This is a genomic window from Pseudomonas sp. P105 (genome assembly GCF_032614175.1).
GTDB lineage: Bacteria > Pseudomonadota > Gammaproteobacteria > Pseudomonadales > Pseudomonadaceae > Aquipseudomonas > Aquipseudomonas rhizophila.
Genome location: NZ_CP126693.1, coordinates 5,117,976 through 5,132,167 on the forward strand (window position 1 = coordinate 5,117,976; position 14,192 = coordinate 5,132,167).

Annotated in this window: 14 protein-coding genes; 7 read left to right on the top strand and 7 right to left on the bottom strand. The window is 59.8% G+C overall.

Features of this window, described 5'->3' with window-relative positions:
- The first annotated feature begins 3 nt into the window (after nt 1–3).
- The 3 genes from QOM08_RS22960 (at nt 4) to QOM08_RS22970 (ending at nt 2,856) form a co-directional block, all read left to right on the top strand.
- Entirely contained in the window at nt 4–951 is a 948-nt protein-coding gene (locus QOM08_RS22960; RefSeq protein ID WP_316912183.1) for an ornithine cyclodeaminase family protein, read from the top strand.
- Nucleotides 952–1,013: 62 nt separating this feature from the next.
- Nucleotides 1,014–2,141, top strand: coding sequence for an FAD-binding oxidoreductase (locus QOM08_RS22965; protein WP_316912184.1), 1,128 nt, complete (start codon nt 1,014–1,016; stop codon nt 2,139–2,141).
- 88 nt (nt 2,142–2,229) lie between these two features.
- Nucleotides 2,230–2,856, top strand: coding sequence for a transcriptional regulator (locus tag QOM08_RS22970; protein WP_076383627.1), 627 nt, complete (start codon nt 2,230–2,232; stop codon nt 2,854–2,856).
- Between the two features lie 125 nt (nt 2,857–2,981).
- Here the strand turns inward: QOM08_RS22970 and QOM08_RS22975 are convergent, their stop codons facing one another.
- The 6 genes from QOM08_RS22975 to QOM08_RS23000 form a co-directional block, all read right to left on the bottom strand.
- On the bottom strand, nt 2,982–3,758 hold the full coding sequence (locus QOM08_RS22975; RefSeq protein WP_047228853.1) for an ABC transporter substrate-binding protein: 777 nt from the start codon (nt 3,756–3,758) through the stop codon (nt 2,982–2,984).
- Nucleotides 3,759–4,031: 273 nt separating this feature from the next.
- Nucleotides 4,032–4,484 (bottom strand): molybdopterin synthase catalytic subunit MoaE, encoded by a 453-nt coding sequence (gene moaE, locus QOM08_RS22980; protein WP_047228852.1) that lies wholly within the window; start codon nt 4,482–4,484, stop codon nt 4,032–4,034.
- 3 nt (nt 4,485–4,487) lie between these two features.
- Entirely contained in the window at nt 4,488–4,730 is a 243-nt protein-coding gene (locus QOM08_RS22985) for a MoaD/ThiS family protein (protein ID WP_188250929.1), read from the bottom strand.
- On the bottom strand, nt 4,727–5,200 hold the full coding sequence (moaC, locus tag QOM08_RS22990; RefSeq protein WP_076383624.1) for a cyclic pyranopterin monophosphate synthase MoaC: 474 nt from the start codon (nt 5,198–5,200) through the stop codon (nt 4,727–4,729). Before moaC ends, QOM08_RS22985 begins: the two co-directional genes overlap by 4 nt.
- A gap of 259 nt (nt 5,201–5,459) precedes the next feature.
- Nucleotides 5,460–6,854, bottom strand: a complete 1,395-nt coding sequence (locus tag QOM08_RS22995) for a PhoH family protein (protein ID WP_047228849.1) — start codon at nt 6,852–6,854, stop codon at nt 5,460–5,462.
- Nucleotides 6,855–7,189: 335 nt separating this feature from the next.
- Nucleotides 7,190–8,314, bottom strand: coding sequence for a polysaccharide deacetylase family protein (locus QOM08_RS23000; protein ID WP_047228848.1), 1,125 nt, complete (start codon nt 8,312–8,314; stop codon nt 7,190–7,192).
- Nucleotides 8,315–8,491: 177 nt separating this feature from the next.
- Here QOM08_RS23000 and yaaA point away from each other — a divergent pair, with 177 nt between their 5' ends.
- Entirely contained in the window at nt 8,492–9,271 is a 780-nt protein-coding gene (gene yaaA, locus QOM08_RS23005) for a peroxide stress protein YaaA (RefSeq protein ID WP_047228847.1), read from the top strand.
- A 150-nt stretch (nt 9,272–9,421) separates the two neighbouring features.
- Here the strand turns inward: yaaA and QOM08_RS23010 are convergent, their stop codons facing one another.
- Nucleotides 9,422–9,610 carry a hypothetical protein gene (locus QOM08_RS23010; protein WP_173406585.1) on the bottom strand — a complete coding sequence of 63 codons (189 nt, stop codon included), beginning with the start codon at nt 9,608–9,610 and terminating at the stop codon, nt 9,422–9,424.
- Nucleotides 9,611–10,082: 472 nt separating this feature from the next.
- Here QOM08_RS23010 and QOM08_RS23015 point away from each other — a divergent pair, with 472 nt between their 5' ends.
- From QOM08_RS23015 to QOM08_RS23025, 3 genes are all read left to right on the top strand, one after another.
- Complete coding sequence (locus QOM08_RS23015) at nt 10,083–11,399, top strand: nucleotide sugar dehydrogenase (RefSeq protein WP_139049197.1); 1,317 nt, start codon at nt 10,083–10,085, stop codon at nt 11,397–11,399.
- 100 nt (nt 11,400–11,499) lie between these two features.
- Nucleotides 11,500–12,981 (top strand): mannuronan synthase, encoded by a 1,482-nt coding sequence (gene alg8 / locus QOM08_RS23020; RefSeq protein WP_370695168.1) that lies wholly within the window; start codon nt 11,500–11,502, stop codon nt 12,979–12,981.
- Nucleotides 12,982–13,016: 35 nt separating this feature from the next.
- Nucleotides 13,017–14,186 (top strand): alginate biosynthesis protein Alg44, encoded by a 1,170-nt coding sequence (locus QOM08_RS23025; protein ID WP_047228844.1) that lies wholly within the window; start codon nt 13,017–13,019, stop codon nt 14,184–14,186.
- The last annotated feature ends 6 nt before the right edge of the window (nt 14,187–14,192 follow it).

Below are 14,192 nucleotides of genomic sequence, written 5' to 3' on the forward strand. Positions count from 1 at the left end.
CCGATGTCCAGCACGCCCTACGTGATGACCCAAGCCCAGGCCCGAGAGCTGCTCGGCCAAGTCGACGTACCGCAGATTTTACGCAAGCTGTTCCACGACCTTGCCGCCGGACAGGCCGTCCAACCGCCCCAGCAACTTGTGGAGTTTCCCCAAGGTGCCGGGGATTTCATCAACTACCTGGGCGTGCTGGCTGAAGAGCAGGTCTACGGGGTCAAGACCTCACCGTATATCGTGCGCGAGCAAGGTCCATTGGTGACCGCCTGGACCCTGCTGATGTCGATGCAGACCGGCCAGCCACTGCTGCTGTGCGACGCCGCCGAACTGACGACCGCCCGCACCGCAGCCACCACTGCCGTCGCCGTGGATGCCCTTGCCCCATTCCAGGCCCGGCGCTTGGCAGTCATCGGCAGCGGCGCAGTGGCAAGGGCCCACGTGCAATACGTCAAGGGTCTGCGGGATTGGCAAAGCATCAGCCTCTATTCGCCCAGCCTACAGAATAAATCGGCGCAAGAGCGTGCTTCGCTCACCGAGCTGGATCCGCGCCTGCAAATCGCTGCCAGCCTTGAAGCGGCGCTGCACGACGCCGATGTGGTGATGCTCTGCACCTCGTCCGCCAAGGCAGTGCTCGACCCACAGACACTGAGCAAGCCAGCCCTGATTACCTCCATCAGCACCAATGCTCCGCGCGCCCACGAAGTGCCCCCCCAGAGCCTCAACGACATGGACGTGTTCTGTGACTATCGTCAGACCACCCCCGGTTCGGCCGGTGAAATGTTGATTGCCGCTGAACAGCACGGCTGGGACGCGTCACGCCTGGTTGGGGATTTGCCTGAACTGCTCAGCGAACACGTGGCGCGTCCCAGCTATGCACGCCATGTGTTCTTCCGCTCCATCGGCCTGGGGTTGGAAGACGTTGCGCTGGCGAATGCGCTTTATCAGTTGCACAACTGACACAGCCGATTTCCCCACAAGGTTTTACTAACTCCCGGCACCGCGCTCCACAGGAGAGCTTCATGACCTCAGCAGACTTCATCATCATCGGCGGTGGCATCGCCGGTGCTTCCACCGGCTACTGGCTGGCCCCCCACGGTCGGGTCATTGTGCTCGAGCGCGAATCCCATCCGGGCTACCACTCCACAGGGCGCTCGGCGGCGCTGTACACCGCCGCCTATGGCACGCCTCAGGTGCGGGCGCTGACCCAGGCCAGCCGTGACTTTTTCGACGCCCCACCAGCCGGTTTCTGCGAGCACCCGCTGCTCACCCCACGGGGCGAAATGACCGTGGATTTCACCGGCGACCCGGCCGAGCTGAACAACCAGTACCTCAGCGCCAAGGCCACGGTGCCGCAGATGCAGCTACTCAGCGCCGAAGAAGCCTGTGTGCGACTGCCGATCCTGCGACGGGACAAGGTGCATGGTGCAATCTACGACCCCACCGCCTGTGACATCGACACCGATGCGCTGCACCAAGGCTACCTGCGCGGTATCCGCCGCAACGGCGGTCAGGTGCACACCGACACCGAAGTGCTGGGCCTGAGCCGCGACGATCAGGGGATGTGGCAGGTAGCAACCGCTGGCCAGACCTTCAGCGCTCCGGTGCTGATCAACGCGGCCGGCGCCTGGGCCGATCACATTGCCGAAATGGCCGGCGCGCGAAAGCTGGGCCTGCAACCCAAGCGGCGGGCGGCATTCATTTTTGCCGGCCCCGAGGGCGTGGACATTCATGACTGGCCGATGCTGGTGAGCCTCGACGAGTCGTTCTATATGAAGCCCGACGCCGGCATGTTCCTCGGCTCGCCGGCAAATGCCGATCCGGTGGAACCTCACGACGTGCAGCCTGAAGAACTGGACATTGCCATGGGCATCTACCAGATCGAAGAAGCCACCACCCTGACCATCCGCCGTCCGACCCGCACCTGGGCCGGGTTGCGCAGTTTCGTCCCCGACGGCGACCTCTTGTCCGGTTTCGATCCCCAGGTACCGGGGTTGTTCTGGGTCGCGGCCCAGGGCGGCTACGGCATCCAGACGTCCCCGGCCATGGGTCAGGCCAGCGCGGCCCTGGTGCGCGGTGAGCCATTGCCCGAGACCTTGACCCGTTTCGGCCTGAACACCACCCAGCTGTCGCCGGCACGCCTGGCTTGAACCCACCCAGGTGACGCATCGCCACGATTGCGGCACACTCCTGCGCGCCCCTGCTTCACGGGGCGCTGACGCTGCCCGGAGCCCTGTCATGAATGCCCCGCAACCTGATCCGACACTGGATAATTTCCGCACCATCGCCGACGCCATCGCCACGCTGTTCTACCCTCACGCCGAAGTGGTGCTGCACGACCTGCGTACGCAGAAAGTCGACTACATCGCCAACAACCTGTCCAAGCGCGTGATAGGGGATGACTCGTCCCTGGAGGACATGCTCAGCGAAGAGATCAGCGAACGGAACATCGGGCCATACGAAAAACTCAATTGGGACGGGCAGAAAATCCGCAGCCTCAGCAGCGTCCTGCGCGATGCAGGGGGGCGCCCGCTGGCGGTGCTGTGCATCAATCTGAATATTTCGCTGTTCGAGAATGCCAAGGCCGCGCTGGACCTGTTCCTGTCGCCGGGCAAGTTGATCCCGCAGCCGGACTCACTGTTTCGCGATGACTGGCAGGAACGGATCAACACCTTCCTCCACGCCTGGATGCGCGAGCGTCAGTTGAGCCTGAACCTGCTGACCCGCGACCATAAACGCGAACTGGTGCTGGCGCTGCATGCCGAAGGCGCGTTCAAGGGCAAGAGCGCGTCCAACTATGTGGCGAATGTGCTGAACATGGGACGAGCGACGGTTTACAAGCATTTGAAGGAGTTGAAGGGCTGAGGTTTTTGTTGCCTGGCCTGGCCTCATCGCGAGCAGGCTCGCTCCCACAGGGGTCTGTGTCGAACACGCTATTTGTGTTCAATGAGATCCAATGTGGGAGCGAGCCTGCTCGCGATAACGATCAATCAGTCGCCATAGATATCCGACTTGAAATACTTGGCCTGAATCTTCTGATACTCCCCACTGGCCCGAATCCCGTCGATGGCCTTGTTCAAGTCCGACACCAGTTGGGTATTGCCCTTGCGCACCGCGATACCCGCGCCTTCACCGACGTATTTCGGGTCCTTGAGCTCCGGCCCGACAAACGCGTAGCCCTTGCCCCGGGGCATCGACAGAAAATCTTCGAGCGGGATGGTGTCAGCGAATATCGCGTCCAGTCGACCGGACGCCAGGTCCATGTAGATTTCTTCGTTGTTGCTGTAGCGCTTGACTGTCACGCCCTTGGGTTCGAAGACCTCCGTAGCGAAGCGGTCGGTGGTGGTCGCCCGTTGCACACCCACGGTCTTGCCTTTGAGACTGGCGTATTGATCATCGACCACCGCGCCCTCCTTCATGACCAGCCGCGACGAGGTGAAGTAGTACTTGTGAGTAAAATCCACCGACTTCTTGCGCTCTTCGGTGATGGTCATGGACGACAGCGCCATGTCGATTTTCTTCACCTTGAGCGACGGAATCAGCCCGTCAAACTCACTTTCGATCCACTGGCACTTGACCTTCATCTGCGCGCACAGCGCATTGCCAATGTCATAGTCAAAGCCCTCGATCTTTCCTTCGGAGGTCTTGGAAGCAAACGGCGGATACGCCGCCTCGATGCCGATACGCAAGGTCTTCTCGGCGGCGAACAGGCTGCTGGAGGCCAGCAGGCTCAAGGCCAGGCCGGTGATGAGGGGGAGCTTTTTCATGATCGATCTCTCGCGGGTTTGTTGTTGGTTTTGGCAGAGAAAGGTGAAGCGACGGATTTTATGTACTTATAAATCCATACTGGACTTTAATGTACATATCGTCAATTGGGGAAACCGCGAAAAGTGATGGGAGGCTGATGGCCTCATCGCGAGCAGGCTCGCTCCCACAGGAGGCCTGCGTCGAACACGAATACTGTGTACAACCTGGATCCCTTGTGGGGGCGAGCCTGCTCGCGATAGCGGTTGGCAGGCAATCAATCAGCAACAGGCTATCTACCGCTTCCAGCGATCCGCCGCCGCATGATCACTGTCACGCCCTTCGACCCAGCGCGGGCCATCGGCGGTGTTTTCCTTTTTCCAGAACGGCGCACGGGTCTTGAGGTAGTCCATGACAAAGGCGCAGGCGTCGAATGCCGCCTGGCGATGGGCACTGGCGGCCGCCACGAAGACGATCGGTTCGCCCGGCTCCAGGGCACCGATGCGATGCAGGACCTCCAGCTTGAGCAACGGCCAGCGCTGCTCGGCCTCGGCAGCGATCTTGCCCAAGGCTTTTTCAGTCATGCCCGGGTAGTGCTCCAGGAACATCCCGGACACATCAAGGCCGTCATTGAAGTCACGCACGTAGCCGACAAAACTCACCACCGCCCCCACGCCGACATTGGCCGCGTGCATCGCGTTGACTTCGGCGCCCGGGTCGAACGGATCGGCTTGCACCCGAATCGCCATGGCTCAGCCTCCGGTCACGGTGGGAAAGAATGCCACTTCGTCACCATCGACCAGCGGCTCGTCGAGCTGGCACAGGTCTTCGTTGCGGGCGCACATCAGGTTTTGTTCTTTCAAGACATCGAAACCATCTCGTGCGGCCAACAGTATCCGCACGTCGTCCACCGTGGAGAAATCGCCCTCGACCCTCTGCGAATCAATGCCCAACGCTTCGCGATAACGCGCAAAGAACTTCACGGTAATTTTCATGGTGCATCCGCCTGGAAGTGGCCGCTCTTGCCGCCGAGTTTCTCCAGCACCCGCACGCCTTCGATGGTCATGCCCCGATCCACGGCCTTGCACATGTCGTAGATGGTCAGCGCGGCAACACTGGCGGCGGTGAGGGCTTCCATCTCCACGCCGGTCTGCCCCGACAGTTTGCAACGGGCAACAATGCGCACCCGGTCCTCGCCTTCGGCATTGAGCTCGACCTTGACGCTGGTGAGCATCAGCGGATGGCAGAGCGGAATCAGGTCACTGGTTTTTTTCGCCGCCTGAATGCCGGCAATGCGCGCGACGGCGAACACATCGCCTTTGGGATGACCACCGCTGACGATCATCTGCAGTGTTTCGGGCAGCATGCGCACAAAGGCTTCGGCCGTGGCTTCACGGAACGTCACGGCCTTGTCGGTCACATCGACCATGTTGGCGCGACCTTGGGAATCGAGATGAGTCAGCACAGGGTTACTCCTGATCGGGAGCATCGATTGTAAACCTGTGAGTCAGATTCCGGCAGGCCTGATTGTCGCACCTGTGGCGAGCGCAATTGCCCAATCACCGCAAATCCCCCTTGGGAGCGGGCTTGCTCGCGAAGGCGGTGTATCAGATAAAAATAGGTGGCTGATGCACCGCTATCGCGAGCAGGCTCACTCCCACAGGGGTTTTCGTACAGTCATAAAAAACCGGGCGACCTTGAGGTCGCCCGGTTCTGATGGTCAGTTACAGGTGAGATTCGGCGTATTCGGCCAGGATCGAGCGCGGTACGCCCTGCAGGGTGATGTGGACCCCGTTGGGGAAGTCTTTGAAGCGTTCGGTCAGGTAGGTCAGCCCGGAACTGGTCGCGGACAGGTAAGGGGTGTCGATCTGTGCCAGGTTGCCCAGGCACACCACTTTGGAACCGGCGCCAGCACGGGTGATGATGGTTTTCATCTGGTGCGGGGTGAGGTTCTGGCATTCGTCGATCAGGATCAGGCTCTGCTGGAAGCTGCGGCCGCGAATGTAGTTGAGGGATTTGAACTGCAACGGCACTTTGCTGAGGATGTAGTCGACGCTGCCATGAGTGCTTTCGTCATCCATGTGCAAGGCTTCAAGGTTATCGGTGATGGCGCCCAGCCAAGGCTCCATTTTTTCCGCTTCGGTGCCGGGCAAAAAGCCGATTTCCTGGTCCAGGCCCTGCACGCTACGGGTGGCGATGATGCGCCGGTAGCGCTTGCTGACCATGGTCTGTTCGATGGCGGCGGCCAGGGCCAGGATGGTCTTGCCCGAACCGGCGGCGCCGGACAGGTTGACCAGGTGGATATCCGGGTCGAGCAAGGCGAACAAGGCCAGGCTCTGGTAGATATCCCGCGGCTTGAGGCCCCAGGCCTCCTGATGCAGCAGGGGTTCCTGGTGCAGATCGAGAATCAGCAGCTTGTCGACCTGGATTTCCTTGATCCAGCCGACGAAACCCTGTTCGTCGATGATGAACTCATTGATGTGCACCGCCGGCAGATTGTCGATCAACTGCACCTGGTGCCAGGTGCGACCATGGTCCTGACGGGTCTCGACCTTGCTCACCCGGTCCCAGAAGGAGCCGGTCATGGTGTGATAGCCGTTGGGCAGCAGTGATACGTCGTCGACCAGTTGGTCGGTGCTGTAGTCCTCTGCCGCGATCCCGCAGGCGCGGGCCTTGAGGCGCATGTTGATGTCTTTGGTCACCAGCACCACGGCCTGATCCTGGTTGCGCGCGTGCAGGTCGATCAACTGGTTGATGATGATGTTGTCGTTCAGGTGTTCGGGCAGCACCAGGTTGGGTTCGGTGCGCTTGCTCATCAGGATCGAGAGCAGGCCTTTGGGACCACTTTTGCCACGCTGGATCGGCACACCCAGTTCAACGTCCTCGGGCGACGCGTCTCCCAGGGTCTTGTCGATCAGGCGGATCGCCTGCCGGCATTCGGCGGCGACGCTGTGATGCCCGCTCTTGAGCTTGTCCAGCTCCTCGAGCACGGTCATCGGGATGGCAACATGGTGTTCTTCGAAGTTCAGGAGTGCGTTTGGATCGTGGATCAATACGTTGGTATCGAGTACATAGAGGATTGGCTGGTTGGAGGAAGGGCTACGTCCGTGGTCATCCATACTCGGTCACCTTTGTGGGGGCCATTCGACGCAATACCGTGACAGTGCTGCGCCTCGAAGTAGCCACCGAATTCACCCGCAAGGCTTGAGGTGAACTGCACACAACTGGGTCTTGGAAGACGCCACCTGTGTTGCAGGTTTCGGCGGTCTGACTTCTTGATACTCCAAAACACATGACAGGAAAAAGCACTTTGACGCTTTTTTGAAGTTTATTTTTCAGAGTGACGAATAACGCTTGGCGTTGCGCCGTTGCGCCGTTAAAGTCGGAAGTCCGGTCGTCATGAAAGTGCGCCGAATTCTCCTCCTCCCCCAGTGTTTCCGGGCCTTTGGCCAAATCAGCGAAACGCGACCCGACAATCTTCCCAGCCGATCCCGCTTTGCGCCGTTTGCGTAATGAGCCAGGGCAGCGCCGTTTTCAGCGCATCCTGCTTGACGTTGAAATTGATCACGCCGCGGCGCCACAAAAGCATCAGGGTCAGTGTGCGCTGGGCGCTTTGCTCGGGGTTGAGCCGGCCGGCGCTGTCCTGAGGGTCGATATCCCAGAGCGCCACCTGCAGGCCCTGGTTGCGGAAAAATGCGCCGGCATCGCCACGGCGCTGGCCCTGGGGCGGGCGAAACAGCGGCACGTAGTTTTCCGGCAGCTTGCCCTTGACCAGATCGACGCTGCGCCGCACCGAGTCCTGCCAATCCTGCCAATGGCTGTGGGAGCGGAACTCCCACCCCTGGACACCGACGCATTGCCCCGAATACAAGGCCTGGAGGTGGTTGACCGAGCGCTCTGCAAGCCGCGCCTGGATGTCCTTGCCCAGCACGAAGAAGGTGCCGTTCATGTTCGACTTGCGCAGGTATTCAGTCAGCCACGGGGTATTGTCCGGCGTGATGTTGGCCGCGCTGTCGAAGGTCAGCAGGAACAGCCGGTCATTCAGATCATCACCGTTGCGCTCGTAATCGCCGAAACGCGCAATTTCGCTGCTGGTCTGCGGAAACAACGCGGCCTTGCGCAGCAACTCGTCCAGATATTGAGCGTGGAAGATCCGGCTCGGCTCAGCCCACTTGATGTAGTAGGAGTTTTCATCGAGCGTGAGCCTGCCCGCCTCTTCGCGCAACGTCGCCAGGTCTTCCACCAGAAAACAGAACGAAGCGTCCTGATCGCAGCTTTGCTGAGCGAAGTTGTAGTTGCTCAGCAGTCGCTGCCACAACCGCGCGCGCAGGGTGTCGATCGCCGCCATATTGATTGTGCGCAGCCCCAGGTGCTGCTTGAGGGCGATTTCGTCCATGGCATCGGTGTCCAGCAGGACCCGGGCGAACATCAGGATCTCAGCTCGCGAGGCCACGTCGAACAGCGTCGGGCTGGTGAGCTGTTCCGGCCAGGTGCTGCGGTCCAGGGTGGCGATGTCGCTGGGTGCGGCAATGGCCGCGAAACTCAGGAACCAGGCCGACAATAGAAGGACGATGCGCAAAAGGGATGTCTCCATAACGAAACCCGCGCCGCATCATAGCCGATCCTGAAGCAATACCCTTGTGGTCAGAGGACTCGGTGGAAGCAAGGCTTGCCCATCCATCACCTATCACCCCAATAGCTGGAGTCCACCCGGACAACCCCCTAGAATCGCCGCACCTTTGAAGGAGACGATTACATGCTGATGGTGATTTCCCCCGCCAAGACCCTCGATTACGAAACACCGCCGGCCACCGAGCGTTTTACCCAGCCGCAGTACCTGGATCATTCCCAGGAACTGATCGAACAGTTGCGCGAACTCTCGCCGGCACAGATCAGCGAGCTGATGCACGTCTCCGACAAGATCGGCGGTCTCAATGCCGCACGATTCGGCAGCTGGACGCCGGCGTTCACCCCGGCCAATGCCAAACAGGCTCTGCTGGCTTTCAAGGGTGATGTGTACACCGGCCTCGATGCACAAAGCTTTGCCGAAGCCGATTTCGACTATGCCCAGGAGCATCTGCGCATGCTCTCCGGTCTTTATGGCTTGCTGCGCCCACTGGACCTGATGCAACCCTATCGCCTGGAGATGGGCACGAAGCTGGCCAATGCCCGCGGCAAAGACTTGTATGCCTTCTGGGGCACACGCATCAGCGAATGGCTGAACGAAGCGCTGGCTGACCAGGGCGACGACATACTGTTGAACCTGGCCTCCAATGAATACTTCTCGGCGGTCAAACGCAGCGCGCTCAAAGCGCGGGTCATTGATACCGAGTTCAAGGACCTGAAGAACGGCCAGTACAAAATCATCAGCTTCTACGCCAAGAAGGCCCGCGGCCTGATGAGCCGCTTCGTGATTCAGGAACGCATCAACGATCCAGCAGCACTCAAGCAGTTCGATGCCCAGGGCTACCGTTTCAATGCTCAACAATCGAGCGCGGACAAACTGGTGTTCCTGCGTGACCATGCCCCCGAATAAAGCACATCTTTATATGGCCCCTTGATCAGGGGCCTTGATCAAACCCGAACACGTCATCCAACTTCCCCGCCCACTTCGTCAGTTCCATGACGCCAATAAATCGCCCCCTTCCCTCGCTAACTTTTGTTTCACTCGACACCTGTCAGTTTTTTACGTAGTGGCACCAAATTTTTTATTCGGTAGTGGCACAAAAATATCTACCCCCCTTAACTCCCCGTTATCAAAGGTCAAAACGGTGAGTGCCATCATCATGAGGTCAGTGCCATCTTTCATAATATTTCGAAAAATTTCGAAAATCGCGATGAGCGGATCGGAACTATGTGAAATTGCACGGCTCATACCACCCGTAACGATTCTCGCCGTGCGTGTAAGAGATGACTTACATAGGCCGTCGATCCAAGTAACCAAGTTGTCATGGCAATTTAGCGAAACGGTCGCCTATTTGGATCCATCTTATAAAGGACAGGAGATAACGCACCATTACTATCCCCTACAAGGCCAAGGCTGCGCCCCTATAACGTGCTCGCCAGAGCACACAAGCTTCTGATTTTGTGGGCTTTTTGCCAGGGATCGGAGGTGAAGGACCTTTGCACGAACGTTCCCGAATACGAGGACTGGCTGCATAACAGGGCAGGTCATAACAACTAGGCCGCATTGCGCACAACTTGAGTGCACTTATTTAGACACTCGGAACTTAGTATGCCTGCACACGGCACTGTGGCGTCTGCATTCCACACTTCCGAGTGCACTATGACCGCTGAACACTATTAACTCCGGCCATTTAATGGCGTGAAAAACAGAGGTAAATGCGATGCGCATTAGCATATTTGGTTTGGGTTACGTCGGTGCAGTATGTGCCGGTTGCCTGTCTGCACGGGGCCATGATGTCGTTGGCGTAGATGTCGCCAAAGACAAAATCGACATGATCAACGCCGGTAAATCGCCGATTGTTGAACCCGGTCTGGGCGAGCTGTTGGCACAAGGTATTGAAACAGGCCGTCTGCGCGGAACCACCAACTTCGCCGAAGCGATTCGTGATACTGACCTGTCGATGATTTGCGTCGGTACACCGAGCAAGAAGAACGGCGATCTGGAACTCAACTACATCGAAGCGGTGTGCCGCGAGATCGGTTTTGTTCTGCGCGACAAGACCACCCGCCACACCGTCGTGGTTCGCAGCACCGTGCTGCCAGGCACCGTGGCGAATGTGGTCATCCCGATTCTGGAAGACTGCTCCGGCAAAAAAGCCGGTGTCGATTTCGGCGTCGCGGTCAACCCTGAATTCCTGCGTGAAAGCACCGCGATCAAGGACTACGACCTGCCACCGATGACCGTTATCGGCGAGTTCGACAAAGCCTCCGGCGACGTTCTGCAATCGCTGTACGAAGAGCTCGATGCGCCGATCATCCGCAAGGACATCGCTGTCGCCGAGATGATCAAGTACACCTGCAACGTCTGGCACGCCACCAAGGTGACCTTCGCCAACGAGATCGGCAACATCGCCAAGGCAGTCGGCGTCGATGGCCGTGAAGTGATGGACGTGGTCTGCCAAGACAAGACCCTGAACCTGTCCCAGTACTACATGCGCCCAGGCTTCGCCTTCGGCGGCTCGTGCCTGCCCAAGGACGTTCGCGCCCTGACCTACCGCGCCGGTTCCCTGGACGTGGAAGCGCCGCTGCTCAACTCGCTGATGCGCAGCAACGAATCCCAGGTGCAGAACGCCTTCGACATCGTTTCCAGCCACGACAAGCGCAAAGTCGCCCTGCTGGGCCTGAGCTTCAAGGCCGGCACCGACGACCTGCGTGAAAGCCCATTGGTGGAACTGGCGGAAATGCTGATCGGCAAGGGTTTCGACCTGAAGATCTACGACAGCAACGTCGAATACGCCCGCGTCCACGGTGCGAACAAGGATTACATCGAGTCGAAGATTCCTCACGTCTCGTCCTTGCTCAACGCCGACTTCGACTCGGTGATCGACAGCTCCGACATCATCATCCTGGGCAACCGTGACGAGAAGTTCCGCGCGCTGACCGAGAACGTACCGGAAGGCAAGCAGGTCATCGACCTGGTTGGCTTCATGTCCAAGGCCACCAACCCGAGTGGCCGGACCGAAGGCATCTGCTGGTAAGTCTGTTTGCCGGCCGGGCCCAGGCCCGGCCGGCCTTTCGCCTGCCTTAACCCATCGGGCCGCCCACAAGGCCCGCCCGAGATAGAGACGGATGCAGATTATGCACAGGCTAAAGCACGGCCTGCTTCAGGCCGCCGGTTGGCTGTTTTACTTGAGTTTATTGATGGGCATCGCCATGGCGTTGCCCACGTCCACGTTCGACTCCGAATCCAAGGATTTCATTTTCCTGATCGGCGCCGTGGGCATTTGGCGTTACTCCATGGGAGCGACGCATTTCGTGCGCGGCATGATCTTCCTGTACATCGTCTACCCGCATCTGCGCCGCAAGGTACGCAAGCTGGGCAAGGCGGCGGATCCGTCCCACGTGTACCTGATGGTCACCAGCTTCCGGATCGACGCACTGACGACCGCCCAGGTCTACAGTTCGGTAATCCGCGAAGCCATCGACTGCGGGCTGCCGACCACTGTGGTCTGCTCCATCGTGGAAATGTCCGACGAACTGCTGGTCAAGAGCCTCTGGGCCCGCATGAACCCGCCAGAGCACGTCAAGCTGGACTTCGTGCGCATTCCTGGCACCGGCAAGCGTGACGGCCTGGCCTTCGGTTTCCGCGCCATCTCCCGCCACTTGCCGGACGACCGTGCAGTGGTCGCCGTGATCGATGGCGATACCGTGCTCGGCGAAGGCGTGGTGCGCAAGACCGTGCCGTGGTTCCAGCTGTTCGGCAACGTCGGCGGCCTGACCACCAACGAGTTCTGCGAGGTGCGCGGCGGCTACATCATGAGCGAATGGCACAAACTGCGCTTCGCTCAGCGCCACATCAACATGTGCTCCATGGCCCTGTCCAAGCGTGTGCTGACCATGACCGGCCGCATGTCGGTGTTCCGCGCCACCGTGGTCACCAACCCGGATTTCATCGCCGACGTGGAAAGCGACTCGCTGCAACACTGGCGCCTGGGCCGCTTCAAGTTTCTCACCGGCGACGACAAATCGAGCTGGTTCAGCCTGATGCGCCTGGGCTACGACACGTTCTACGTACCCGATGCGGCGATCAACACCGTCGAGCACCCGCCGGAAAAAAGCTTCATCAAGGCCAGTCGCAAGCTGATGTTCCGCTGGTATGGCAACAACCTGCGGCAGAACTCCCGGGCACTGGGCCTGGGCATGAAGCGTCTGGGCCTGTTCACCTCGGTGGTGCTGTTCGACCAGCGCGTGTCGATGTGGACCTCGCTGCTGGGCCTGACCGTGGCGCTGATTGCCAGCTTCAAGTACGGCACCGCGTTCATCCTGGTGTACCTGCTGTGGATCGGCATCACCCGGTTGCTCTTGACCCTGTTGCTGTCGTGCTCCGGACACCGGATCGGTCCGGCCTACCCGGCGATTCTGTATTACAACCAGATCGTTGGCGCGCTGGTGAAGATCTACGTGTTCTTCCGCCTCGACCAACAGTCCTGGACTCGCCAGCCCACCCATCTGACCCGTGATCTCGCCAGCTTTCAACGTTGGTTCAACACTTGGTCGTCTCGGACCATGACCTTCTCCGCCGGCAGCGTTTTCGTTGCCGTGCTGCTGATGATGGTCTGACCGAACTCGCCTGAATTAACTAGGAAATCGCCCCTATGAACACCGCCGTGAATGTCAACGTAGTGCATGAATCCGAAGCCCAGCGCCAACACGCCCGAGTGAAAATCCCGGCCAAATTGCGCTTCTTCGGTCCCGACCGTACCCCCATGGAAGTCAAGGTCCTGGACCTGTCGGCCGGAGGCCTGTGCTTCAACGCCGGCCAGATGCCGCTCAAGGTCGGCGAAGCGTACAAAGGCCGCCTGCAATTCGTGATCGACAACCTTGGCCTGGCCATGGACGTGGAACTGCAGGTTCGCTCCTACGACCGCCAGACCGGTCGTACCGGTTGCCAGTTCCAGAATCTGGAGCCTCGGGACATCTCGACGCTGCGTCACATCATCACCTCGCACCTGGCCGGCGACATCGTCGGCGTCGGCGATGTGCTGGCGACTTTGCAACGCGACAACTTCACCAAGGCGCGCAAGCAGAAGGACGACAACGGTGGCATGACCGCCCTGGGCCGCCTGCGGGCCGTGACCTTCAGCCTGGCGATTTTTATCGTCGGCCTGGCGGCATTCGGCTTCATCTTCAAGTCGGTGTACGGCATGTACTTCGTCAGCCACGCCCAGGCGGGCCTGGTGAACGTACCGGGCATGGCTATCACCATGCCGCGCGACGGCACCGTGCAGAGTCTGGTCAAGGCTGACGGCGTTGCTGCCAAAGGCGCCCCGCTGGCCACGTTCAGCACCAGCATGCTCGATGTACTCAAGGGCCACCTGGACGACAACCAGCTGCAACCGGCCAAGGTCGAGGAGCTGTTCGGTAAGCAAATGACCGGCACCCTGACCTCGCCGTGCGACTGCATCGTGTCCCAGCAGCTGGTGTCCGACGGTCAGTACGCCAGCAAGGGTGACGTGATCTTCCAACTGGTCCCACGGGGCACCGAAGCCAACGTTGAAGCACGCTTCTCCTATCGCCAGTTCGGCGACGTGCGCCCAGGCACTCCGGTCAGCTTCCAGGTTGCCGGCGAAGACACCACCCGTACCGGCAAGATCGTCAGCAGCACCAGCCTGAAAAGTGCCGACCTGTCGTCCGATATCCGCGTACTGATCCAGCCTGACGAACCCCTGGACAGCTCGCTGGCCGGCCGGCCGGTAGAAGTTACCAGCGACCGTGGCCCGAACCTGAACTGGCTGATCGACAAAGCCATGGCTGTCGGTATTTAAGCGGAG